This is a genomic window from Advenella mimigardefordensis DPN7, from assembly GCF_000521505.1.
Taxonomy (GTDB): domain Bacteria; phylum Pseudomonadota; class Gammaproteobacteria; order Burkholderiales; family Burkholderiaceae_B; genus Advenella; species Advenella mimigardefordensis.
Genome location: NZ_CP003915.1, coordinates 2,108,089 through 2,131,177, shown reverse-complemented (window position 1 = coordinate 2,131,177; position 23,089 = coordinate 2,108,089). Strand labels below are relative to the sequence as shown.

Genomic DNA, 23,089 nt, shown 5'->3' with positions numbered 1-23,089 from the left:
CGTAGGCGACGGCATTGCCCTGTTGGGGGTGGCGCGCCGCCATGAAGTAACCCATTCACCCTGACATGTCACATGAGTCTGACATGCCTAGCTAAAACACCAGTAAACCCTATGAACGATACCCAGAAAGACGCGCCCGTTACCGAAGTGGACGAAAACAAACTCATCGCCGAAAGACGCGGAAAACTCTCGCGCCTGCGCTCAGCCGGCATTGCTTATCCCAATAGCTTCAGGCCGGAACACAAGGCGCAGGCATTGCACGAGCAGTTTGACCCGTTCGACAAAGAAACCCTGGACCCGCAGGCCAATCCGGCCCGTGTTGCCGGACGGATGATGCTCAAGCGCGTCATGGGCAAAGCCAGTTTCGCCACCATCCAGGACGCCAGCGGACGCATACAGATTTATCTGGACAAAAAAGGCGTGGGTGAAGACGTATACGAACAGTTCAAAACCTGGGACATTGGTGACATCATCGGGGTCAGTGGTCGCGTCTTCAAAACCAATAAGGGCGAACTGTCGATTCACGCCGAATCAATCAACCTGATCTCCAAATCGCTGCGTCCCCTGCCCGACAAATTCCACGGCATTGCCGATCAGGAGCTGCGCTATCGCCAGCGTTATGTCGATCTGATTATGACTGAAGATTCACGCAACACCTTCAAGGTACGCAGCAAGGCTATTGCTGCCATGCGATCAGCCATGAACGATTCGGGCTTTCTGGAAGTGGAAACGCCCATGCTGCACCCTATTCCCGGCGGCGCCGCGGCCAAACCGTTTGTGACACACCACAATGCGCTGGATATGCAAATGTTCCTGCGCATCGCACCGGAACTGTATCTGAAGCGGCTGGTAGTGGGCGGTTTTGAACGCGTTTTTGAAATCAACCGCAACTTCCGCAACGAAGGGGTCAGCCCGCGACATAATCCTGAATTCACGATGATGGAATTTTATGCGGCCTACACTGATTATCAATGGCTCATGAATTTCACCGAGCAATTGCTGCGTGATGTCGCCGTTGCTGCCACCGGCAGCGCAGTGCTCACTCATCAGGGCAAGCCGCTGGATCTGAGCCAGCCGTTCGATCGACTGACCATCACGCAGGCCATCATGAAGTACGCTGACGGGTACACCGAAACACAACTGAATGACGTTGCCTTCCTGCAAGCTGAATTACGCAAACTGGGTGCCGATGTAGACGGCCCGGTATTGGCGCGCGCAGGAATCGGCGCATTGCAGCTGGCCCTGTTCGAAGAAACGGCCGAATCACAATTGTGGAATCCGACCTTCATCGTAGACTATCCGGTAGAAGTCTCTCCACTGGCGCGCGCTTCGGACAGCAACCCGGATATCACCGAACGCTTTGAACTGTTCATTACCGGCCGCGAAATTGCCAATGGGTTCTCCGAGTTGAATGATCCGGAAGACCAGGCAGCGCGCTTCCAGGCTCAGGTTGCTGCCAAGGATGCCGGCGACGAAGAAGCCATGTATTACGACGCCGACTATATCCGTGCGCTTGAATACGGCATGCCGCCGGCCGGCGGCTGCGGCATCGGCATTGACCGATACATTATGCTGCTGACCGACAGCCCGACTATTCGCGACGTATTGCTCTTCCCGCATCTGCGCAAGGAAGACTGATCGCTTAGTAAGGCTCCTAAGCATTATTTGCACAAGCAAGGTGGCGATCATGCCACCTTTTTTATTGGCGTTTACACAATACGCGGCAGGGCCCAATACACGGTAGAGCCCAATACGCGGCAGGGCCCAATACACGGTAGAGCCCAATACGCGGCAGGCCCAATACACGGTAGCGCTAACCCGCCGGTCACCGGCAAACAGGCAAAAGCCGGAACCTTGGCTCAATAATGCAGCTTCAGCCACTTATTCCAGACCGTTGTCCAGTTCAAGCCGCAGATAATCGATCAGATTTTTTTCCACCGGGTTCAATTGCCGATTTTTCAGATACGATAGTCTTATCGTGCGGCCCAGTACTGGCGTCAACGCGATGAACCATGCTTTGTTCATGCTGATCAGGCTTTCCACAGCCGAGCGCGGCAAGAGCGAACCATACTTTCCTTCTGCAATCCAGCGCTGATTGATATTCAGACTATCGGACTCCACGTCTGCCATTAAGGTCACGTTCTGGCTGACGCAATGATCATCGATCAATTTGCGCAACCCGGAATCTCGTCTGGGTAAAACCAGTGGATATCCACGTAATGACCGCCAATCGAGTGATTGTCCCTGCCTGATACCCAATCGGCCTGCCAGATCCGGAGCCATGACCAGACCAATGGGCTCCGGCGCTGACACTGCTTCCTGCACCAGCCAGGAGACATTATCTTCGACAAATGCCAAATGAATATGTTGACTACGTAACAGGCCGACCAGCGCCTGCTGCTTGTCCTCGACGATTTCAAGTCGCACATCCGGATAATGCACCTGCCATTTTGCCACCTGATTGACGATCAGCTCACTCAGCCTGCTATTGACATCTGCACTTGGCACGACGCCCAGGGACAACCGTTGATGTTGCTGTAATCGTCGGGCATGCAGGAACGATTGCATTGACGCGAGCAGGTGCTTCATGCCCTGCTGCACTTGAAATATAAACGTCCCGGACGGGGTCAGAGCCAGTTGCCGCGCCCCCTGATGCCGGGCAATCAGGGTTGAACCCAGCACCGACTCAAAGCGTTTGAGTTGAGTACTCAATGCTGGCTGAGCCATATATAACTGAGCAGCGGCCTTGCGAATGGAGTTCTGCCCGGCGACCAGACCAAAATAGTGCCATTGTTTAAGCGTTGTTTGTGGTGAAAATGGCTGTGAACCGGAGGCGGGTCGATCCAGAACACGCCGCCAGTTGTTCAACAGCAGTTGTGCGCCTGGGTGATCCTCGTAACTGCGCAATTCAATGGCGGACATCAATGCACTGTCCACGGGACTCAGCTGCCAGTTCGCATCAAACGTCGCGTCCAGAGACAGCTGGTTAACCAGAAAAACACGGTTATCCTGGGGCGGCCGCATCATGACCTGCAGGTAATCACGATCATCATATTCATAATCCAGCTGCAATTGCGCACATACCTGGGTGGCCTGTTGCAATAGTGCCCAGGGCATGCGGGGAATGCACACCCTGCCCCTATACGCATTATCGGTTCCAGCTCGGCCTGGTAGAATTTCTACCGATTGCGAATGCAACAGTAGCCAGCCACCGGCCTTGAGAAATGAATTTTCGCCAGAACGCTCCAGAATCGGGCTGATGACAATATCAAACTGGGCAAGTCGTGGCCATGGGGGCGCCCAGTCCTCCCGGCTATCGGACTCTTGAAGATAGCTGTCATAAAACTCAATACAGAAAAGCGTATTCTGGTATTGGCGCTGAGTTCTTAACACCGCATCAAAAAACGCCGCACTGGTCTGTCCGCGATAAGCGGTATACGGAAAGCGAATTTTGATCCAGCCCAGCTCATGGCAGGCGCTTTGGGTATATCGGCAGGCGAAGTCTTCGAGCAGGCATAGCCGCAAAAAATGGTGGCTCAGAACCAGCGCTGAATCATTGGGAATGAATTGTCGAGCTTCTCGTCGAAACAATGACAAACCGCACAACTGCTCCAGTGTGCTGATTGAATCGCTCATTCCCGACCGTGCGATACCCAATTGTGCAGCTGTTTGTGCCAGACTTCGCGTCTGGCACAAGTGGCAGAAACGGATAAGATTCCGAAACTCCAGCTGCTGCAGGATATGGCTTGGCTTAAGGGTCATTACGCTATTATGACTTACCTTGTGAGCCTGAACATTCCTATTGTTGCCAGCAGACCAATTGCAGATGCAATAAACAGGTAATAGCTCGGTGCCATCACATCAATCGTGGTCGCCCAGGTCATTAACGCTGGCGTAAAACCAGCAAAGAAAATCGCTGCAATATTGTACGAAACAGCCATACCGGTAGACCTGACCTGTATCGGAAACAATTGCGCGAGCGCCGACGGCGCAACACCGGCAAAAAGTGACACAGCAAAGCAATGCAGGATCTGGACGACAATCAGATGGGTCACGGTCGGTGATTGATGCAGCCAGGTCAGAAGTGGCCAGGAAATAAACATCAGAATCACACAACCGGCCCGCAACACCTTGAACGCGCCGATCCGATCAGCCAGCCTGCCGGCAAATACGCAGCCGATCACCATGAATATATTGCCCAACAGCGATGCGGTGAATGCCTGGTTTCGGGAAAATCCCAACCCGATCGTCGGTGACGCATAATAGGTTGGCATATAAATAACCAGCACATACACACAGACTGTCCATAGAATCGAAAACAAAATGCCGAGAATCATGTGGCGCGGATAAAGCCGGACAATATCCAGCAACGGTTTTTTGTCTGCCGGATGATTGCGCTTTTGCGCTTCGAACTCAGGCGTTTCATCCAGGGTACGACGGATATAGTACCCCAGCGGGACGATGAGTAAACCAACCACAAAGGGAATGCGCCAGGCCCACAGTGAAATAGTCTTATCATCGAAAAAAGTCGTGATCATCATGCCCATAAAGGCGGCAAGAATATTCGAAATGCCCATGCTGGCCTGAAGCCAGGCCGCATAACTGGCCCGTTTCTCCAGCGGCGCACTTTCCACCAGGAAAGCTGTGGCACCGCCAATTTCACCGCCGGCCGAGAACCCCTGGAGCAGCCGCCCGGCCAGTAGAAGAATGGGAGCACCCACGCCAATCATCCAGACAGGCGGCGCAATCGCGATAATCAGCGTACCTGCCGCCATAATACCAATCGTCAGCGTCAATGCTGCCTTGCGGCCTACCCTGTCGCCATACGCGCCCAAATACAATGCCCCGATGGGCCTTGCAATAAACCCGACAGCGAATACAAGAAAAGTGCTGATCAGCGCTGATACTTCATTGCCATCCTCAAAAAAACTATGCCCGATATAGCTGGCAAAAAAGGCAAAAACACTGAAGTCATACCATTCTAGCGCATTGCCAATGGAGGCCGCGGCCACCGCCCTGCCCGTTTTGCTGTCGCCTTTTATCGGCGCAGTTGTATGCGCCTGCATGCCGACGGCGGTTGCTCCGGCTCCGCCGTAAGGTTGAATTTTTTCCATATCCTGTCCTTTGATACTGAGCGCTAAGCGCCGGATTGATTGTTTTAATTGTTGACTGCACCGTCGAATCGTTCTATTGCATCAATCAATACACTGATGCCCTGCGCAAGTTCTTCTGCAGATGTCCACTCTTGTGCGCAATGACTTTTACCTTCTTTGCTGGGTACAAAAATCATTGCTGAAGGACTGATATGACTCAAAAATGCAGCGTCATGACCAGCGCCGCTGGGCATCACCTTATACGGCAAGCCCAGGCTATCGCTGGCATCACGGATATGGGCCATCAGTTGCGGCGCACAGACAACCGGCTGGGTATCGGTGACAGTCTCGCAAGACAGCAGGGTCACCTGATACGTGGCGGCTGCCTCAGCTGCTATTTTCTCCAACTGCCGATGCAAGGCTTCCATGCTTGGCCGATGATCCGATCGCATTTCAACTGAAATTTCAGCGAATCCTGGAACCACATTGCTGGCATTGGGTTTGACATTGAATTGGCCGCAAGTGGCAACAACGTAATGCTCCGGTTGCTCACCGGACATGCGTGCTGCAAAATGGCGAATATCACAGGCTGTCTGTGCCGCCGCCAGTAATGCGTCGCTGCGCATATGCATGGGGGTCGTTCCCGCATGTGCTGCCTGCCCCTTAAATGTCAGGCGCACCCTGATGATGCCCACAATCGCACTGACAATGCCGATCGGCAAGGCTTCGTTTTCCAGCACGCATCCCTGTTCGATATGGAGCTCAAAAAACGCCTTGATATCTTCTCGCCTGACCAGGGAAGTCGGCTTGCCGCCCATACGAACAATCGCATCTGCAAGCAATTCGCCGGTCTGCGGATGCGCACACTGCAAAATATCGTCTGACAAATGACCACTGATACCCCTGCTGCCTATGCAGGACTGGCCCCATTCACTGGGTTCTTCAGCCAGAAAATCGATTACTTCAAGCGTATGATTCAGCCGGATACCGCGCTCTCGCAGCGAAGCAACACACTCCAGCCCGGCAACAACACCGGCTACGCCATCAAAGCGACCGCCGCCTGGCACGGTATCGCTATGTGAACCGATAGCGATCACCCCGCGCGTGCTATCGGCGCCGTCCAGCCGCCCCACGAGATTGCCGGCCGGATCGACATGCACCCTCATGTCCAGCTGTTGCATTCTATCGGCTATCCATTGGCGTCCTTTCAGAAAGGTGTCACTAAAGGAGCGCCTTGTATACGGTAAAGATGCCTCTGTCACGGTGCCCAGTTCCATCAGGGCGTCCCAATAACGTTGCTGATTGGCTTTCATCATGATGATAATCCTGCTGTCGATAAGGGCCGGACAAACCGGCCACTACCCGGTTCGGCGGTGACCGTATGGCCATCAAATACCCAGTTGCCGCGCACCATGGTTTTCTGCACTTTGAAGTCAATCGTACGACCATCGTACGGACTCCAATCGGAGAAATTCTGCCCGCTTGCCTTGCCTTCATATACGTACGGATCTTTTTTCAGGATGACCAGATCCGCATCCCGCCCGACCTCTAGCGCCCCTTTCGTATCGTGGATGCTGAAAAGTCGCGCCACATTGTAGGTCAGTACCTGCACAATCTTACTCAAAGGTATATTGCGCCTGGCAGCCTCTGTGACCATCAGCGGCAACAATACCTCCAGACCGGTCGCGCCAGAGGCATTCTCGAACATATTCGTATGGGACTTGCGATCCAGCGACCAACTCACATGGTCGGTTGATACCACCGTGAGGTTGCCTGCGACCAGATGCTGCCAGAGCGCTTCGCGCTCGCCCCGACCTCGAATGGGTGGATTAACTTTACCTCGCCCGCCCAATTGGCTTACATCATCTTCTTCGGATAACACTAAATAGTGCAGACAGGCTTCCATCGTCGCTGGGAACCCCTGGCGCTGGTATGACGCGCAAATCTCATAACCGCGACCGTTGGAGCAATGTACAACATGCGCCCGGCAGCCGGTGTCGGCGCCCAGCTCATACACCTGAAGCACAGCCAGGTTCTCGGCATACACAGGCCTGCTGGCCGAGTGGCCGGTGTAATCCGTTTGGCCCTTGCTTTGCACCCGATCGATCAGGTGCTTGACGACCTCGTCGTCCTCATTATGTACGCCAGCGATCAAGCCATACTGGCTGATGGCAGCAAAACAGTCATGCATGGTAAATGGGGGAATGCGCGGGAAACGCTGCGGGTCGGTACCGAAAGTTGAAAACTTGAAACCAATGGCACCGGCAGCGACCATTTCATCGATGTTGCCCGCGCCTTCGTCCGGATGCACCGTCCCGTAAAGCGCAAAATCGACCCGCGCCTGCTGCTGCGCCTCCTGCTTTTTCTGCTCAAATCGCTGCGCATTGCAAATCAGCATCCCCGCATCGTAGGGCATATCCACAATTGTTCCGACGCCGCCGGCGGCGGCCGAGCGCGTTGACCAGAGAAAATCCTCCTGCCCTTTCTGACTACGACTATGCACTTGCGAATCGATGGCTGCCGGAAAGACGTAGCAGTCGGAAAAGCGTTCCGTCTGTTTTGCCGCCGGCAGCCCGGCCTGCGCGGATCCGACATGGGCTACTTTACCCTGATGTATCGCTACATAGCCATTGGGAATTTCTCCATGCGCCAATACCAGATGGCCGGTCACGACCAGATCGAATGCTGTCATACGTTCTCCTATGATTTTTCATAAGAGTGCCACAATCTTGCAGCGCTGTCGTATTCTGAATATCGATCTGACTTATAGTTTTTTCAGAACATAATAAATTCAAATAAAAAATAACTAACTGGATATATTGATCAATACCATCTTCCCGGAGATTGACTGATATTTAAAAATGAACTGGGAATCGGCATTTTGAGACGCGCTGGCTATGACAAAGATGAGCTCAGCCCGTATTGAGCAGCACCTGCTGCTTGCATCTAAGCTGTACCCACCTGAAATTTGGCTTACAACTGAGCAACACACTTGCCGCGCCATCCTGTTTACTATATCGGCAAATGAAAGAGGGAGAACATTAATGAAAAAATTGCTTGTAGTTATCGGTTTTCTGGCCATCTTTTTGAGTGGCTGTGTGGTACACGATCGTCATTATGGCTACCGTGACGGCTATCGTTACAGCGGTCCGAAGTACGAACGAAAACATAATTATCACAAACGTCATCGATACTACCGACCCCGCTCCCACCACAGAGAGTATCGCGGCCATCGGTCGCGTCATCGTCATCATGGTCACCATCGCCGCCATTGATGGCGTTTGCCGGCGCAACGGCCTCCTCGGGTCCTGTCCGGCGTGACAAATGTGATAAGTGCCCTGCTCATCTGCACCAGCGGCCAACCCCTTACTGATGACCGCACAACAGCCATGTCCTGGTGCAGGAGAAATGGACGGGCTGGATGCTGACCCGGACAGTTGGCTCGCAGCGCGTCGGCGCTCAGCCAAAGCGGGCCGTATCAACCACGGCATCAGGAAAACTGCAACTTAAACGCTCTTTGCCGGCACCCAGGCTCTTGCGTTTCACCACCAGCCGACCAACCGGCCCGGTACGATCCAAATGCGTACCGCCACAGGCGATCCGATGTTGCTCACAATGCCAACTGCGTAAATCCGGTTCTTGCGGGTGCGCGCTCATGGTGATAGCGGCATCGCATAAAACCAGATCATTGGCATAGGCTTCGATCTGACTCACCTGATCCGGGGTAAAGCGTTCGTTGACGCCAAAATCAAACCGCGCGCCATCGCTGCGGATATGACATCCCAGGGTGGCTTGTACGGCATCCGGCCGGACCGCAGCAACAGCCACATACAGAATATGTGAAGCCGTATGACTCAGGGTCAGCCAGGCCCTGCGATCGACATCAATATGCACCGTGACGCTATCGTGTATGCGTACCTGATTTAAGAGTGAGACATCATCAGGATGGACTTTGTGCCAGATGACACCGCCGACCTGCACATCAGGAAAACCATCAATACCAGGCGAATGCCCGTACATTTTCCGCGCATCGATAAACCTTAGCACAGAACCATTATCCAGCGTGATCGTGCCATGGTCAGCCTCCTGTCCTCCGCCTTCCGGAAACGCGACCGTCGCATCAAGCTCAATCATGTCGGCTTCAATTTTAATGACGCTGGCCTGACAGCTGCCAAGAAAACCGTCCTCGTAATAGCGCTTGCGGGTTTGCCGGTGAAATTTCATAAGGTATCGTAAATTGAAGTGAAATTTTCAATGTCTGATCATTGCTCAGCGATACTGCCACGCGGATGGTATCCAGTCTGGCATTGATGAAAATAGATTCAAAGCGCATAAATATAGTGCCTTATCTGTCCGTTTTCATTGATGCAGAACAAGTAGCAAGCGGCATACGATTTTTTCCGGGCGCTCAACAGTGGTTGTACACTCAAGCGCCAAAGAACCGCAGCCCTCGCAGTGAGTGACAGCAGGATGCCTTTGGGCAAATGGACGGGTTCTTGCAGGCTCTGGTGCTGCGCGCCTGAATCGCCTCCCGGATCCCCCAGTGCTGTACTGACGATCTTTGCTGCCGACCGTACGAATTCCTGTCATATTAAACCTGTAACATCAGCGCATTGTTCTCAACAGGATCACGTATCATGACATCCGCTCCATTCTCTCCTTCCCGTCGTCGCAGCCTGAAGGCCCTGGCCAGTGCGCCTATGCTGCCGCTTACCACTGGCGTTCTGGCCGGTTTCGCGGGGTTTGCCACCGCCCAGACCGCCGATGCCGTAAAAAAGGCGTTCGCTTCTGCTGAATTTACGGGTATGGCTGCACCCACACTGGATAATCCTGCCTCGCTGGCCGAAACCACTGTCGGTTCTTCCCTGAAAGTCAACTGGGCCGACAATACCAACACCACGTATGAACTGGCTTACAAGCCGTTCTTTCTGACAGGCGATAAAGTGCCGGATGGCAAAGGTGGCGAAATCATCGCTGGCGGTTATTTCGACATCAACAACAAGCCAATTATGGATGCCTCTGTTGCCGGCAAAGAGCGCCAGATGTTCTCGGACTGTCCCGATGGCACATCACTGCTGAAGCTGGACAACGCCAAGGTAGATGGCGTCAAAGGCAATCCGGTATTTGCGGTGGTTCAGTTCGAATACACCACACGCAATCAGAATGGCGACGATATGTACGGCAAACTGCCCTCTCCTATCGCCGTACTGACACTGGACCAGGATCCTGCTACCGGTCATTTGTCTCTGGTTAAATATCACAACGTCGATACATCAGGCGTGCACGGTCTGTGGATTACCTGTGGTGCCTCACTCTCGCCCTGGAATACCCACCTGTCCAGCGAAGAGTACGAACCCGACGCCTTCAAAATCGCCAAAAACGACGAATTCAAAGGCTTCAGCAAAGCCCTGTTCGGCGACGAGAAAAAAGCCAACCCATACCACTACGGTCACCTGCCTGAAGTCACGGTTAACCCCGACGGCACTGGCTCCATCAAGAAACATTACAACCTGGGCCGTATCTCACATGAATTGATCCAGGTAATGCCCGACAAACGTACCGCGCTGATGGGCGACGATGCCAACCACGGCGGCCTGTTCATGTTTGTTGCAGACAAAGAAGAAGATCTGTCTGCCGGCAATCTGTATGTTGCCAAATGGCACCAGACCAGCGGCGAAGGCCCTGGCTCGGCTGACCTGACCTGGATTCACCTGGGTCACGCAACCAGCGACGAAATTGAAGCGCTGGCTGACAAGCTCAAACCTGAAGACATCATGGAAGTGAAATACGAAGATCCTAATGATGATTCCTTCAAGAAAATCGTCTTCGACAAAAAAGTGAACTGGGTCAAACTGAAACCCGGTATGGAAAAAGCCGCTACATTCCTGGAAACGCACCGCCACGCCGCTGTAGCCGGTGGTAGCATGGGCTTTTCAAAAATGGAAGGCACAACGGTTAATGCCAAGGACAAAATTGCCTACTCCGCCATGTCCTATGTGCGCGACGCCATGCTGGATGGTTCCAGCGATGTCAAGGTCCAGGGCCCCTATGCCGGTGCGGTCTATGCACTGAATCTGAAAGCCGGACAAAAAGATCACACCGGCAAGGACATCAACAGCGAATGGGTACCGGTGGATATGAAACCGCCAGCAGAACTGGTAGGTGAAGATCTGAAAACACCGGATGCATTGGGCAACCTGGCTCACGCCGACAAAATTGCCAACCCGGATAATATCAAGTTTTCCGAAACACTGCGTACGCTGTTTATTGGCGAAGATAGCGGCACCCACGTTAACAACTTCCTGTGGGCCTACAACGTGGATACCAAACAGCTGGCACGCCTGCTGTCCTGCCCTGCCGGCGCCGAATCCACCGGTCTGCAGTCCGTAGACGAGCTCAATGGCTGGACCTATATCATGAGCAACTTCCAGCACCCCGGTGACTGGGAAAAAGGCAAAGGCGGCAAACCCGGCTTGCACGATGTGGTCAAGGACAAAGTCGCCCCGCTGATCGATGAAAACTATCATGATCGCTTCAGCGCTTGCGTCGGATACCTGACCGGCAAGGAAAAAGCCGTTAAAGTTTAAGTAAAAGCGGTGTCTTAAGGCTGCCTTGAACCCTTCGCTCACCACTTCTATAGTGTGGCGAAGGGTTTTTCAATGAAGCATCCTGCCGGTGCCTGGAAAGCCGCCATGCCCCTGACTGAGCACGCTCACAAACTTTGCGCAGAACGCTGATCAAATCCGTTTCTTAATATTCATCAATGCACCTTGGACAATTCAATGGTTACCTGATGCAATCAGGAATTTGGAAATGACGCTGAATAACCCTCAACGCGGCCGGCTGGGGCCTCATGAATTAAAAGAAGCCGAGCTTATGCGCTTGGGCCAAAAGGAAGTGGCTTTTTTCTACGCGGACTATCCCGAAGAATACTTAAAAGAGATCAGAAAAAATATTGAAAACGGCAGCTTTGAATCTCTGCAGCTGGAAGATAACAATGGATTGATTGTGTGGCTCCCGGGTGCGGAGCAAAAGGCGCTTAGATTAGCTGAACTTGTCCGATTTGGACGGCAACATGGTTATGTTGAATCAGCCGAACGAGAAATCGGCCAAATTTTGGGCTATTCGGAAGTCGACATTGACTATTATATCGAACACGTCAGAAGTCACTTTCAGGCGACCTCGATAACGCTGTAAAAAATCTTATCGCACCGACTGATTTCTTGATCGACATCAATTCATTTCAACATTACATCCGTCATAATTGCACATCTGCGGCCTTCCCGCGCTCACATGCATCGGCAGCACCTTAGCCTTCATAGCTTCTCAGATGCCGTGAATGGAATACCGTAGATAGACGGCTATACCCTTTTTTCAAATTGAAATCAACGCTGCATCCATCACTGCCCAGGCACGACCGATGCAGCACGCGTAGCAAACCTTGAGAAAAAGACAACGATATGAGCAATAAACAACTCAATAGTGTTGCCTATCAATCCGTCCTGTGGGTGACCCATGAACGTTAAGAACTGGGCGGTATTTTTATTGTTTTCACTTGTCATTTATCGACTAACCATTGTCACACCGCCAACCCACCGGTACCCACAAGCCATTCCGCCTGCCCTTGTCACTGGGGTGCTTGGCCTGATCTACTGCAGCTACAATTTGAGGAAATTCGGTGCTGATGAAGAGCAACTTTGCCTTGAGTTGTTTTAAGGACGATCGCCTTTTAATAATGACGATCGCCTTTTAATACAATCAACATAAGAGCCCGAGAAGTAAGCTGCGCTGCGGGCTGCCTTTTCCTGGTATGACAGGGAAGCAAACGCATCAACACGGCAGATTGCCGGCAGCAGCTCTCGAACTCACGCCATGCCGCTCGCGTCTCCTTTGACAGCCCTGCATTGCAGTATCCTGGACAAAGCGCCAGCAACACGCCCACAATAAAAAACACCCCAAAGGTTGAATTAATGTATAACTTTTGGGGTGTTTTTCACAATACAAATGGATTCAGGTGCGACCTGCCATCAATGATTTTCCTTGGCATGATTGATGGTGTACTTAGGAATTTCCACGACCAGATCCTGATCTGCCACGATTGCCTGGCACGACAGGCGCGACACAGAGGTCAGTCCCCACGCCTTGTCCAGCAGATCTTCTTCATCATCAGTCGCTTCTTCCAGTGAATTGAATCCTTCCTTGATCACAACGTGGCAGGTGGTGCAGGCACAGGACAGTTCACACGCGTGTTCAATCTCAATATGATTGTCCAGCAGAATCCGGCAAATGGAAGTGCCTTCAGGTGCATCGTTAATGACAGCGCCGTCAGGGCAGACATCGGGATGCGGTAATACGGTAATCTTGGGCATAAACGTTGGTCCGTTATTTTGGTTCTTTAAGCGATATCATTAAGCGATTTGCCTGCGAGCGCGTTGCGAATGCTTCTGTCCATGCGACGAGCAGCAAAATCTTCCGTTGCCTTGGCCAGCCTGTCGGTGGCATCCCGCCAGTCCACAATATCATCGGTATCGGACAGGCCCGACAGCGATTCAATGTGCTCGGTAATCTCGCGAATCTCGTCTTCACTCAACAGATCACGATCTTTGTCCATGGCGGATTTCACTGAATCGAGCAACTGGCGCGCATCCACCTGCTGTTCGCGCAACATGCGCTGCGCCGAATCTTCGCCGGCGTTCTGCATGCTTTCCTGCAACATGGTGGTAATCTGCTCGTCAGTCAGACCATAAGAAGGTTTGACGGTAATCTGCGCCTCTTTGCCGGTACTTTGTTCGGTGGCCGTCACACTGAGCAAGCCATCTGCATCCACCTGGAACGTCACCCGGATACGCGCTGCACCGGCGACCATTGGCGGGATGTCGCGCAGTTCGAAGCGCGCCAGTGAGCGACAGTCGGTAACCAGATCGCGCTCACCCTGCAACACGTGGATGCTCATGGCGCTCTGACCGTCTTTATAGGTGGTAAATTCCTGTGCGCGCGCCACGGGAATGGTGCTGTTACGGGGAATAACTTTCTCTACCAGGCCGCCCATGGTTTCCAGTCCCAGCGACAGTGGCGTCACGTCCAGCAACAGCCAATCCTCGCCTGGGGCGCGATTGCCGGCCAGCAGATGTGCCTGGCGCGCAGCACCCAGCGCCACGACTTTGTCGGGGTCCAGATCGGTTAAGGGTTGCTGATTGAAATGTTCGCGAACGCGATTGCGTACGATCGGCATACGAGTTGCACCGCCTACCAGCACAACACCATTGATCTGTTCCGCAGTCAGCCCGGCGCTATGCAGCACATCGTCCACCAGCGTCAGCGTGCGCGTAATCAGATGCCGGCTGATATTTTCGAAATGGTTCTGTGGGAACATTTGGTCGATATTCAGGCCATTGGAAAGAGACACTTCAAAGGCGGCCTTAGGGGTAGCAGACAGCTTTTCCCGCATCTGACGCGCGCGACTCAGTAACAGTCGGCGGTCTGCCGCGGTTAATTGTTCCTGGCTATGGTGCTTCATGATATCGGCCACAATGGCCTCATCAAAATCGTCACCACCCAATTGTGTATCGCCACCCGTCGCAACCACTTCGAACACGCCCTTGCTCAGGCGCAGAATCGAGATATCGAAAGTGCCGCCACCCAGGTCATATACGGCAAACACCCCTTCAGAGGCATTATCCAGCCCATAGGCAATCGCTGCAGCAGTAGGCTCGTTGAGCAGGCGCAAGACGTTCAGACCCGCCACACGCGCCGCATCACGCGTCGCCTGACGCTGCGTATCATCAAAATAAGCAGGCACCGTAATAACGGCCCCGACCAGATCATCACCCAGCACATCTTCCGCCCGCTGGCGCAGCTTGGCCAGGATCTGTGCCGACACATCCACCGGTGTTTTATCGCCCTGACGGGTGCGTATACGCACTGTGCCCTCGCCAGGAGAAAACTCGTAAGGCAGTTTCATGCTGACCGCTTCGTCATAGGAGCGACCCATCAGCCGCTTGACAGAAACCAGGGTATTCAGGGGATCGGTGTTTTGCTTGCGAACGGCCGGGTAGCCGATTTCCACGCCCTGACCGTCCAGATAACGGACAACAGACGGCAACAGTTCCTTGCCGTTCTCGTCGGCCAGGACTTCGGGAATGCTATTGCGCACTGCTGCGACCAGCGAGTGGGTCGTGCCCAGATCAATACCTACGGCAAAACGACGTTGATGAGGGACCGGAGAGTCTCCGGGTTCGGAAATCTGTAAGAGTGCCATGCTTTGAAAATTCTATTTAGGTTGACGCAGCAACGCTTTGGCGTCCTGATGGATTTTCGAGATGAACATGCCTTCGCGCACTTTTGCGGTCGCCGCCGGAATGTCTTTCTGAACATCGAGCAGCGTCTGCAATTGCGCATACAGATCGGTCTCGGCTTGCTCCAGAGTATCCAGAAACGCACGTACGCGCTCTGCATCGGGCGCATCCCGTAGCTCGTCCAGCGCTTCGTGCCACTCCATTTGTGCCATCAAAAATTGTGGAGCCATCGCTGTGTTATTTTCAGCGCCAATGTCGGCTCCCGCCTGCTCACACAAATAACGTGCCCGTGCCAAAGGATTCTTAAGGACCTGATAGGCCTCATTAATGCGCGATGACCATTGCATGGCAACCCGTTTCTCGGCCGCCGATGCGGTCGAGTAACGGTCGGGATGCACTCTGGCAGACACGGTCTTCCATGCCTGTTCCAGATCGGGCAATGACACGGCGAACTGCTCAGGTAAGCCAAATAACGAGAAATGCGATGCTGCCGGCTCTGTCACGTTCACACCGTAAATGATTCGCCGCAGCCGCAGGCCGCTTTTTCATTGGGATTGCTGAATTTAAAGCCTTCATTCAATCCCTCACGGGCATAATCAAGCTCGGTGCCATCGATATAGGGCAGGCTTTTCGCATCGACGAAAACCTTCACGCCGTGGCTTTCAAATACCTGATCGGCCGTATCCGGTTCGTCAACATATTCAAGTTTGTACGCCATACCGGAGCAACCGGTAGTGCGCACACCCAGACGCAGACCAATCCCCTTACCACGCTTCTGGAGGTAGCGTTCAATGTGCTGCGCCGCTTTCGGAGATAAGGTAATTGCCATCGTGCTTAAACCGTATGTTTGTCTTTATAATCCTGAACCGCTGCCTTGATGGCGTCTTCAGCCAGGATAGAACAGTGAATTTTCACCGGTGGCAAGGCCAGTTCTTCGGCAATTTGCTTATTGCGAATGTCCAGCGCCTGATCCAGCGTCTTGCCTTTGACCCATTCGGTAACCAGTGAGCTGGAAGCAATGGCGGAGCCGCAGCCATAGGTTTTGAAACGTGCGTCTTCAATCACACCTTCCTGGTTGACTTTGATCTGCAGTTTCATAACGTCACCACAGGCAGGAGCGCCAACCATGCCGGTACCGACAGATTCGTCGCCTTTCTCGAACGAGCCTACGTTACGAGGATTTTCATAGTGATCAAGAACTTTGTTGCTGTATGCCATGATAATTTCTCCTGAAACTGTTAATGCGCTGCCCACTGAACACTGTTCAGATCGATGCCTTCCTTGGCCATTTCCCACAAGGGAGACATATCGCGCAATTTGTCGACGCGGGATTTGATGAGTTCGACTGCGTAATCGATTTCTTCTTCGGTTGTGAAGCGACCGATGGTGAAGCGGATGGAACTGTGTGCCAGTTCATCATTACGGCCCAGAGCACGCAGCACATAAGAGGGCTCAAGGCTGGCAGAGGTACAAGCAGAGCCGCTGGATACCGCCAATTCCTTGATTGCCATGATGAGCGATTCGCCTTCCACATAATTGAAGCTGACGTTCAGATTATGCGGTACACGTTTTTCCATATCACCATTCAGATACACTTCTTCGATCGTGGATAAACCGTTCCACAAGCGATCGCGTAAGGCGCGGATACGTTCGTTTTCAGCATGGCCTTTTTCCCGGGCAATGCGGAACGCTTCTCCCATCCCCACAATTTGATGCGTTGCCAGGGTACCGGAACGAAAGCCACGTTCATGGCCGCCACCGTGCATTTGCGCTTCAATACGAATACGTGGTTTGCGGCGGATATACAACGCGCCGATCCCTTTGGGACCATTCGTTTTATGAGCAGAAAAAGACATCAGATCTACTTTCAGGGTAGACAGGTCAATATCTACTTTGCCGGTTGCCTGAGCTGCATCGACATGGAAAATAATGCCTTTTTCGCGGCACAGTTCGCCAATCGCAGGAATGTCCTGAATCACGCCGATTTCATTGTTCACAAACATAACAGAGAGCAGAATGGTGTCGGGACGAATGGCTGCTTTGAGCACGTCCATATCGATCAGACCATTTTCCTGAACGTCCAGATAGGTTACTTCAAAGCCCTGGCGCTCCAGTTCCCGCATTGTATCGAGCACTGCTTTATGTTCAGTTTTGACCGTGATCAGGTGCTTGCCGCGCTCTTTGTAAAACTGGGCAGCGCCCTTAATGGCCAGGTTGTCGGATTCGGTTGCGCCCGACGTCCACACGATTTCACGTGGGTCGGCGTTAACCAGATCGGCCACCTGCTTTCTGGCGTTTTCAACGGCTTCTTCTGCCGTCCAGCCGAAAGAGTGACTGCGTGATGCGGGGTTACCAAACTCTTCATAAAGCCATGGCACCATTTTCTCAACTACCTCAGGATCAACCGGGGTGGTTGCTGAATAGTCCAGATAAACGGGTAATTTAAGCATTCTATACTCCACTGATTAAGCGATAACAGATGCCAGGGCATCAGGTGTCTTTTTCATTTGCACAACCGGAGAATCGGCCTGGTGTTCAAGCTGACGCATGCGCTGCTGATCGACCAGATCCTGCAATGAGACCGAGTCAAGATAATCTACAACGGTGCGGTTCAGCCGGGTCCACAGGTCATGCGTCATGCATTTGCCGCTAAGCGACCCATTCTTGCCGGTAGAACAGTCTGTCTTGCTGCCACAACTGGTGGCGTCAATCGGCTCATCTACTGCAAAAATGATGTCTGCAATCGTGATTTCACGGGCGAATTTGGCCAATGTATAGCCTCCGCCCGGCCCGCGTACGCTGTCAACCAGTTCGTGACGACGCAACTTGCCAAACAGCTGTTCGAGATAGGACAGGGAAATATTCTGCCGCTCGCTGATTGCCGCAAGAGTAATGGGCCCGCCATTCTGGCGCAGGGCGAGATCAATCATGGCGGTAACAGCGAAACGACCTTTTGTAGTAAGACGCATAGCGAATCCTTTGCCAATAAACCGAGTAATTTACTCAAGTATAGCAAAATCCTTAGTAATTTACTAGGGTTTAATGCGATGCAATAAAAAGGTGTTGTGCAAAGCCCAACGAAGGGGATGGTGCCAACCGAAAAGGGAATGGACAGAAACAGGTAGAAACTGTTACGTCCCGCCAGGAAACAAACCGGGCACAAAATCGGGGGATATCAGATTGCCTGCTCCCCCGGAACCGAAGGCAGGTGAGACCGCCGGTTCGATGCTCCGCATGACTGACCTGAGCACACAAGCCAGCACCTGAATGCACAGCGTATACTGCCCTGCCTTATTATGGTGCATACTGTTAAGCTGCACCCCTGACCGAAACCCTTAGGGTACTCAGGCAGCCTGATATTGCTTGACGCGCTTGCTGATGATTTCGAACACGCCCTGACAGGCATCTTCCAGATAATCGAGCATACGTGTAAAGCTGTCCAGACCACCATAATAGGGATCCGGCACGGTTGCCTCTTCGTAGTCGTTGGCAAATCGCATTAACAGCATCAGCTTGTGCTGTTGCGGTTTGGGGCAGATTTGCTGCAGATACGACAGGTTTTCCCAGTCCATCGCAAGAATCAGGTCGAACTCCTTGAAATCATTGGGAGTGACCTGCCGTGCGCGACATTGGGAAATATCGTAGCCGCGCTTTCTTGACACCAATTGGGCACGACCATCCGGAGGATCACCAATATGGTAGTCCTGTGTTCCGGCCGAATCTGTCGTAATAGAGTCCTGTAAGCCCGCCTCTTCGACAAGGCGACGAAAGACCCCCTCCGCAGCGGGAGAGCGACAGATATTGCCCATGCATACAAAAAGAACTTTAGTGACCATAGCCATATAGTGTGATGGAAAACCCTAAGAAAGGCAAGCGTTATTTACGTTTCAACGTGAGTTATATAGAGATTTTTTCTTAAAAATCAAGATGGTAAGATCCATGCCTGAAATCACATGAACTTACTTAAATCATACACGCTTTAAATTCAAGTGAAAATAGCCAAAAGCCAAATATTTAGTGCAGAGCACAACTTTCATGCAATCTCTGCACCAGCACAGGGCATTGCGCAAAAACAGTTGTTGCAATGCACTCACCGTGTCGGCATCGTACTGTTCAAACAACGCCGGATGAACTGACTTAAGCGTTTGCAGGCGCGCTGGAATCGAGGTTCGCGCCGGCTCCTGGATTAAATATGGGCGCCGTCAATGCCAGTGAGGTAAGCCTGGCCTGGACATCATAAATACGCGAAGTAATCATCAGCTCATTTATACCCGTCGCCTCGATGAAACGTTCGATACCGTGCTGTACGGTAGCGGGCGATCCAATCATGGAGTAAGCCAGCTTCTGCTCTACTCCGGCTTTTTCCATCGGCGTGACCAGCGCATCAATATCCTCTACCGGCGGCGGCATTTTGCCCGGCTTGCCCCGAAACAGCTGAACCGACGCCAGTTGCATGGAGGTATAGTGGAACCGGGCCTCTTCATCGGTCCCGGCAGCGATGACATTGACACAGGCCATGGCATACGGCTTATCCAGATAGGCGGACGGCTGGAACATGCTGCGGTAAACCGACAGCGCAGGCATCAGATCGGTAGGTGCAAAATGCGAAGCAAAGGCAAATGGCAGGCCCAGATGCGCCGCCAGTTGAGCGCTATACAGACTGGAACCCAATAACCACAGTGGTACCCGCAGGCCGCTGCCCGGCACGGCCCGCACAGCCTGCCCTGGTTGCTCATCCTCAAAATAGGCCTGCAATTCCTGCACATCTTCAGGGAATCGCTCCGCAGCCGCATAGATGTCGCGTCGTAGCGCCCGGGCCGTTGTTATATCAGTACCAGGTGCCCGCCCCAGCCCCAGATCAACGCGATCCGGGTACAGCGACGCAAGCGTACCAAACTGCTCCGCAATGACCAGCGGCGAATGATTAGGCAGCATGACGCCACCCGAACCGATGCGGATCGATTGCGTGCCACCCGCAATAAAACCAAGCGCCACCGCCGTCGCCGCACTGGCGATACCAGGCATATTGTGGTGCTCGGCCATCCAGAAGCGCCGATAACCCAGCTGCTCGGCAGTTTGCGCCAGCCTCAGGGAATGCTGCAGCGCTTCGCGGGTGGTTTCGCCTTCGTTAACGGGGGATAAATCTAGAACTGAAAATGGAATCACAATGGCCTCGCAGGAATCAGACAGCAGGCGCTTTTGACAGGCCCGATAGTAAATGCAGTAAAGTGCAGACGATCGGCGCTCTGCCCCCGGCCAGCCTCACTCGCGTAGAACACATGCCCGGTCACACCGATTTGCACAAAATTAGTTGACTAAGCAATAGTAATGCAAGCAAGGATTTAATGCGATAAAAACCCTGCGCTTAGCATGACTGTACTGCCGGTATTTAGGCACCGGACGGCAGTGTCCGCAAAAATGCCTCATCTTCGCGGGTTAGCCAGCCCTTCTGTCGGGCAGCATCAATCAGGTCCGGACGCCGTTTGGCCGTGAGCGACAGCGAGGCCTCCCGCCTCCAGCGCGCAATATTTTTATGGTGGCCCGAAGACAACACCGGCGGCACTGGCACACCATTAAATAGTTCCGGACGGGTGTAATGAGGGCTATCCAGCAATCCAGACAAGGATGGCTGAAAAGAGTCCTGAATGGCCGAATCAGCCGTATGCAATACCTCGGGCAGCAGCCGAACAGTGGCATCCATAATAGCCATGGCGGCAATTTCCCCACCCGAGAGCACAAAATCCCCTATAGACAGCTCATCATCGACATACTGATCAATAAATCGCTGATCAATACCTTCGTAACGACCGCAGAGCACGATAGCACCCGGGCCGGCAGCCAGTGATTGCGCCACCGCCTGATCAAACCGGCGCCCCACAGGACTCATCAGAATAAGCGGCAAAGCGGGCGCCCCCTGCTCCTGCTGATGGGCACGCGCTGCCAGCAGTGCACGCTCCAGTGGCTGACTGAGCATGACCATGCCTGGTCCGCCACCGTAGGGACGATCATCGACCGTATGATGCACGTCTGTCGTGTAGCTTCTGGGGTTCCAGGTATTGACCGACCAGATACCCTGCCGATGCGCCCTGCCCGTGACCCCTGAGTCACTCACCGCTGTGAATAACTCAGGAAACAGGGTAATAACGTCAAACCGCATCAGAAATCCAGCGGAAAACGGGTCACAATACGGCGAGCCGCCACATCTACCTCTGGCACATGCTCGCTCACAAATGGCACCAGCCATTCCAGGACGCGCCCTTTGGCATCAAGTACCGGCGCCGGCTCACCCTGCGCATCAGCCTGGTGCCGGGCAACCCGCAGCACACCGTGCGCGCCATTATCCATTACCTCAAGGACAACACCCGCAAGCTCACCGCTATCTTCAAGATAGACCCGGCTGCCGATCAGATCGACCCAGTAATACTCATCTTCCGGTGCTGAAGGAAACTGGCTACGAGATGCAAAAACCGACGTGCCTTTCATGGCCTCGGCCTGATCGCGATCAGTGACCCCTTCCAGGGCAGCCACCAGATCCGCACCCTGCTCCCGCACCCGCTGCGCCCGAATCGGCGTATGCGCAGACAACAGCGCACCATTACGAGGCGATACGCGGGCCAGCCACCACTGGTCAATATCCAGCAATGCACTGCGGTCATCTGAATAGGGCTGGATTTTTACCATCCCCTTAACGCCATAGGCAGATACAATACGACCAAGCTCGACCAGATCCTCGGGTAGCGTGCTCATTCCAGCTCCAGGCAGTAAAAATTCAAATAATGATAAAAATTGGCACGATCAGAACCACAACACGCCACAATGCAATAAAGACAACATCAGGATTGTGGCTCAAATCCGTTGTGTAGCTACAGCGCAAATGGCAAAGCCCCGGCATGAAGCCAGGGCCAGTACTTTTACCCGTTAGAGACGGGCATAAGCCACGCCGACGCTTGATTCAGAAGCAAACCTTAAGCAAAATCTGCTTTTGAATAAAGCTGCTTTGAACGCTTTGAATTTAAGCGTTGGCTACTTTTGCCGCGTATTCTTTAACCAGACGAGCAACAGCGGGAGACAGCTGAGCGCCGTTATCAACCCAGTATGTAACGCGGTCAGATGCGATGCGCAGGGCTTCTGTGCCTTCTTTGGCTACAGGATTGTAAAAGCCAACGCGCTCAATGAAACGACCGTCACGACGGTTGCGAGAATCAGCAGCAACCAGATTATAGAACGGACGTTTTTTTGAGCCACCGCGGGCCAGACGAATAACCACCATAGGTAGACCTTTGTGAATGAGTTCAGGAATTCTTAAAACAGAAGATGATAGCACTAATTACCATCACCTGCCAAGAAAATTCCTGTAATTGCCATGAAAAACCGAATTAAAACAACAGACTTAGCGTCTCTGCAGGTAATGGACGGCCCCTGTCTCGGTTTCTTCCTGGGATAAAAGCGGATTGTGCGTCTGTTTGGAAAACGCCTGAAAATCACGAATCGCATTGCGGTCTGTGGTGATAATTTTCAGCACCTCACCGCTTTGTATGGTTGCCAGCGCCTTTTTTGCCCGCAATATAGGCAGCGGACAGGTTAAGCCCGACGCATCAACCACCTGAACAAACGCAACTTCTTCTGACATCATTTTTTCCTAAGATAAGCCTGCCACGCCGCGTAAACAGCCACAGGGCCTGACCAGGCCGGATGCACCGC

Annotated in this window: 21 protein-coding genes; 3 read left to right on the top strand and 18 right to left on the bottom strand. The window is 53.1% G+C overall.

Translation table 11 applies throughout. From position 1 onward, the window contains the following. Window positions 1-111 precede the first annotated feature (111 nt). Window positions 112-1,638, top strand: a complete 1,527-nt coding sequence (lysS, locus tag MIM_RS09820; RefSeq protein WP_025372580.1) for a lysine--tRNA ligase — start codon at window positions 112-114, stop codon at window positions 1,636-1,638. A 243-nt stretch (window positions 1,639-1,881) separates the two neighbouring features. Here lysS and MIM_RS09815 read toward each other — a convergent pair whose 3' ends face one another. The 5 genes from MIM_RS09815 to MIM_RS09790 all read right to left on the bottom strand — a co-directional run bounded on the left by MIM_RS09815 (window position 1,882) and on the right by MIM_RS09790 (window position 9,317). Further along, the gene (locus MIM_RS09815) at window positions 1,882-3,762 is read right to left on the bottom strand and encodes a LysR family transcriptional regulator (RefSeq protein ID WP_025372579.1); all 1,881 of its coding nucleotides are present in this window, start codon (window positions 3,760-3,762) and stop codon (window positions 1,882-1,884) included. A gap of 14 nt (window positions 3,763-3,776) precedes the next feature. After that, window positions 3,777-5,066, bottom strand: a complete 1,290-nt coding sequence (locus MIM_RS09810; RefSeq protein ID WP_025372578.1) for an MFS transporter — start codon at window positions 5,064-5,066, stop codon at window positions 3,777-3,779. Between the two features lie 92 nt (window positions 5,067-5,158). Continuing rightward, window positions 5,159-6,409, bottom strand: coding sequence for a Zn-dependent hydrolase (locus MIM_RS09805; RefSeq protein ID WP_042070182.1), 1,251 nt, complete (start codon window positions 6,407-6,409; stop codon window positions 5,159-5,161). Next, window positions 6,406-7,785 (bottom strand): dihydroorotase, encoded by a 1,380-nt coding sequence (locus MIM_RS09800; RefSeq protein WP_025372576.1) that lies wholly within the window; start codon window positions 7,783-7,785, stop codon window positions 6,406-6,408. The genes MIM_RS09805 and MIM_RS09800 overlap by 4 nt, the downstream gene beginning before the upstream one ends. A 767-nt stretch (window positions 7,786-8,552) precedes the next feature. Next, window positions 8,553-9,317, bottom strand: a complete 765-nt coding sequence (locus MIM_RS09790; protein WP_025372574.1) for an alanyl-tRNA editing protein — start codon at window positions 9,315-9,317, stop codon at window positions 8,553-8,555. A 413-nt stretch (window positions 9,318-9,730) separates the two neighbouring features. On the opposite strand from MIM_RS09790, the gene MIM_RS09785 reads away from it, so the two are divergent. Both MIM_RS09785 and MIM_RS09780 read left to right on the top strand, forming a co-directional pair. Next, a complete protein-coding gene (locus MIM_RS09785) occupies window positions 9,731-11,680 on the top strand; it encodes a PhoX family protein (RefSeq protein ID WP_025372573.1) in 1,950 nt (649 codons plus the stop codon). Between the two features lie 226 nt (window positions 11,681-11,906). Beyond that, the gene (locus MIM_RS09780; protein ID WP_025372572.1) at window positions 11,907-12,290 is read left to right on the top strand and encodes a hypothetical protein; all 384 of its coding nucleotides are present in this window, start codon (window positions 11,907-11,909) and stop codon (window positions 12,288-12,290) included. An 830-nt stretch (window positions 12,291-13,120) separates the two neighbouring features. On the opposite strand, the gene fdx is transcribed toward MIM_RS09780, so the two are convergent. The 13 genes from fdx to MIM_RS09715 all read right to left on the bottom strand — a co-directional run bounded on the left by fdx (window position 13,121) and on the right by MIM_RS09715 (window position 23,018). Beyond that, on the bottom strand, window positions 13,121-13,462 hold the full coding sequence (gene fdx / locus MIM_RS09775; protein WP_025372571.1) for an ISC system 2Fe-2S type ferredoxin: 342 nt from the start codon (window positions 13,460-13,462) through the stop codon (window positions 13,121-13,123). Between the two features lie 26 nt (window positions 13,463-13,488). After that, on the bottom strand, window positions 13,489-15,351 hold the full coding sequence (gene hscA / locus MIM_RS09770) for a Fe-S protein assembly chaperone HscA (protein ID WP_025372570.1): 1,863 nt from the start codon (window positions 15,349-15,351) through the stop codon (window positions 13,489-13,491). A gap of 12 nt (window positions 15,352-15,363) precedes the next feature. After that, window positions 15,364-15,891: a Fe-S protein assembly co-chaperone HscB gene (gene hscB, locus MIM_RS09765; RefSeq protein ID WP_042071212.1), complete on the bottom strand. Its 528-nt coding sequence runs from the start codon at window positions 15,889-15,891 to the stop codon at window positions 15,364-15,366. Window positions 15,892-15,893: 2 nt separating this feature from the next. Further along, the gene (gene iscA / locus MIM_RS09760) at window positions 15,894-16,217 is read right to left on the bottom strand and encodes an iron-sulfur cluster assembly protein IscA (RefSeq protein ID WP_025372568.1); all 324 of its coding nucleotides are present in this window, start codon (window positions 16,215-16,217) and stop codon (window positions 15,894-15,896) included. Between the two features lie 5 nt (window positions 16,218-16,222). Continuing rightward, entirely contained in the window at window positions 16,223-16,606 is a 384-nt protein-coding gene (gene iscU / locus MIM_RS09755) for a Fe-S cluster assembly scaffold IscU (RefSeq protein ID WP_024005716.1), read from the bottom strand. 20 nt (window positions 16,607-16,626) lie between these two features. Next, the gene (locus MIM_RS09750) at window positions 16,627-17,838 is read right to left on the bottom strand and encodes an IscS subfamily cysteine desulfurase (protein WP_025372567.1); all 1,212 of its coding nucleotides are present in this window, start codon (window positions 17,836-17,838) and stop codon (window positions 16,627-16,629) included. Between the two features lie 15 nt (window positions 17,839-17,853). Beyond that, on the bottom strand, window positions 17,854-18,357 hold the full coding sequence (locus MIM_RS09745) for a Fe-S cluster assembly transcription factor (RefSeq protein ID WP_025372566.1): 504 nt from the start codon (window positions 18,355-18,357) through the stop codon (window positions 17,854-17,856). 375 nt (window positions 18,358-18,732) lie between these two features. Continuing rightward, window positions 18,733-19,224 carry a low molecular weight protein-tyrosine-phosphatase gene (locus tag MIM_RS09740; RefSeq protein WP_025372565.1) on the bottom strand — a complete coding sequence of 164 codons (492 nt, stop codon included), beginning with the start codon at window positions 19,222-19,224 and terminating at the stop codon, window positions 18,733-18,735. Between the two features lie 301 nt (window positions 19,225-19,525). Then, window positions 19,526-20,554 carry an LLM class flavin-dependent oxidoreductase gene (locus MIM_RS09735; RefSeq protein WP_025372564.1) on the bottom strand — a complete coding sequence of 343 codons (1,029 nt, stop codon included), beginning with the start codon at window positions 20,552-20,554 and terminating at the stop codon, window positions 19,526-19,528. A gap of 223 nt (window positions 20,555-20,777) precedes the next feature. Then, the gene (gene trmD / locus MIM_RS09730) at window positions 20,778-21,545 is read right to left on the bottom strand and encodes a tRNA (guanosine(37)-N1)-methyltransferase TrmD (protein ID WP_025372563.1); all 768 of its coding nucleotides are present in this window, start codon (window positions 21,543-21,545) and stop codon (window positions 20,778-20,780) included. Continuing rightward, window positions 21,545-22,135, bottom strand: coding sequence for a ribosome maturation factor RimM (gene rimM / locus MIM_RS09725; RefSeq protein WP_042070179.1), 591 nt, complete (start codon window positions 22,133-22,135; stop codon window positions 21,545-21,547). The genes trmD and rimM overlap by 1 nt, the downstream gene beginning before the upstream one ends. A 265-nt stretch (window positions 22,136-22,400) precedes the next feature. Next, the gene (rpsP, locus tag MIM_RS09720) at window positions 22,401-22,658 is read right to left on the bottom strand and encodes a 30S ribosomal protein S16 (RefSeq protein WP_025372561.1); all 258 of its coding nucleotides are present in this window, start codon (window positions 22,656-22,658) and stop codon (window positions 22,401-22,403) included. Window positions 22,659-22,778: 120 nt separating this feature from the next. Further along, entirely contained in the window at window positions 22,779-23,018 is a 240-nt protein-coding gene (locus MIM_RS09715; RefSeq protein WP_169733375.1) for a sulfurtransferase TusA family protein, read from the bottom strand. Window positions 23,019-23,089: the final 71 nt, after the last annotated feature.

Bases quoted from the DNA above. Each gene is read 5' to 3' on its own strand.
- MIM_RS09715 (WP_169733375.1), bottom strand. From the start codon at position 23,018: ATGTCAGAAGAAGTTGCGTTTGTTCAGGTGGTTGATGCGTCGGGCTTA.
- MIM_RS09745 (WP_025372566.1), bottom strand. From the start codon at position 18,357: ATGCGTCTTACTACAAAAGGTCGTTTCGCTGTTACCGCCATGATTGAT.
- MIM_RS09740 (WP_025372565.1), bottom strand. From the start codon at position 19,224: ATGGTCACTAAAGTTCTTTTTGTATGCATGGGCAATATCTGTCGCTCT.
- MIM_RS09815 (WP_025372579.1), bottom strand. From the start codon at position 3,762: ATGACCCTTAAGCCAAGCCATATCCTGCAGCAGCTGGAGTTTCGGAAT.
- rpsP (WP_025372561.1), bottom strand. From the start codon at position 22,658: ATGGTGGTTATTCGTCTGGCCCGCGGTGGCTCAAAAAAACGTCCGTTC.
- lysS (WP_025372580.1), top strand. From the start codon at position 112: ATGAACGATACCCAGAAAGACGCGCCCGTTACCGAAGTGGACGAAAAC.
- hscA (WP_025372570.1), bottom strand. From the start codon at position 15,351: ATGGCACTCTTACAGATTTCCGAACCCGGAGACTCTCCGGTCCCTCAT.
- rimM (WP_042070179.1), bottom strand. From the start codon at position 22,135: ATGAGCACGCTACCCGAGGATCTGGTCGAGCTTGGTCGTATTGTATCT.
- iscU (WP_024005716.1), bottom strand. From the start codon at position 16,606: ATGGCATACAGCAACAAAGTTCTTGATCACTATGAAAATCCTCGTAAC.
- MIM_RS09790 (WP_025372574.1), bottom strand. From the start codon at position 9,317: ATGAAATTTCACCGGCAAACCCGCAAGCGCTATTACGAGGACGGTTTT.
- MIM_RS09750 (WP_025372567.1), bottom strand. From the start codon at position 17,838: ATGCTTAAATTACCCGTTTATCTGGACTATTCAGCAACCACCCCGGTT.
- fdx (WP_025372571.1), bottom strand. From the start codon at position 13,462: ATGCCCAAGATTACCGTATTACCGCATCCCGATGTCTGCCCTGACGGC.
- iscA (WP_025372568.1), bottom strand. From the start codon at position 16,217: ATGGCAATTACCTTATCTCCGAAAGCGGCGCAGCACATTGAACGCTAC.
- trmD (WP_025372563.1), bottom strand. From the start codon at position 21,545: ATGCGGTTTGACGTTATTACCCTGTTTCCTGAGTTATTCACAGCGGTG.
- MIM_RS09780 (WP_025372572.1), top strand. From the start codon at position 11,907: ATGACGCTGAATAACCCTCAACGCGGCCGGCTGGGGCCTCATGAATTA.
- MIM_RS09785 (WP_025372573.1), top strand. From the start codon at position 9,731: ATGACATCCGCTCCATTCTCTCCTTCCCGTCGTCGCAGCCTGAAGGCC.
- MIM_RS09810 (WP_025372578.1), bottom strand. From the start codon at position 5,066: ATGCAGGCGCATACAACTGCGCCGATAAAAGGCGACAGCAAAACGGGC.
- MIM_RS09800 (WP_025372576.1), bottom strand. From the start codon at position 7,785: ATGACAGCATTCGATCTGGTCGTGACCGGCCATCTGGTATTGGCGCAT.
- MIM_RS09805 (WP_042070182.1), bottom strand. From the start codon at position 6,409: ATGATGAAAGCCAATCAGCAACGTTATTGGGACGCCCTGATGGAACTG.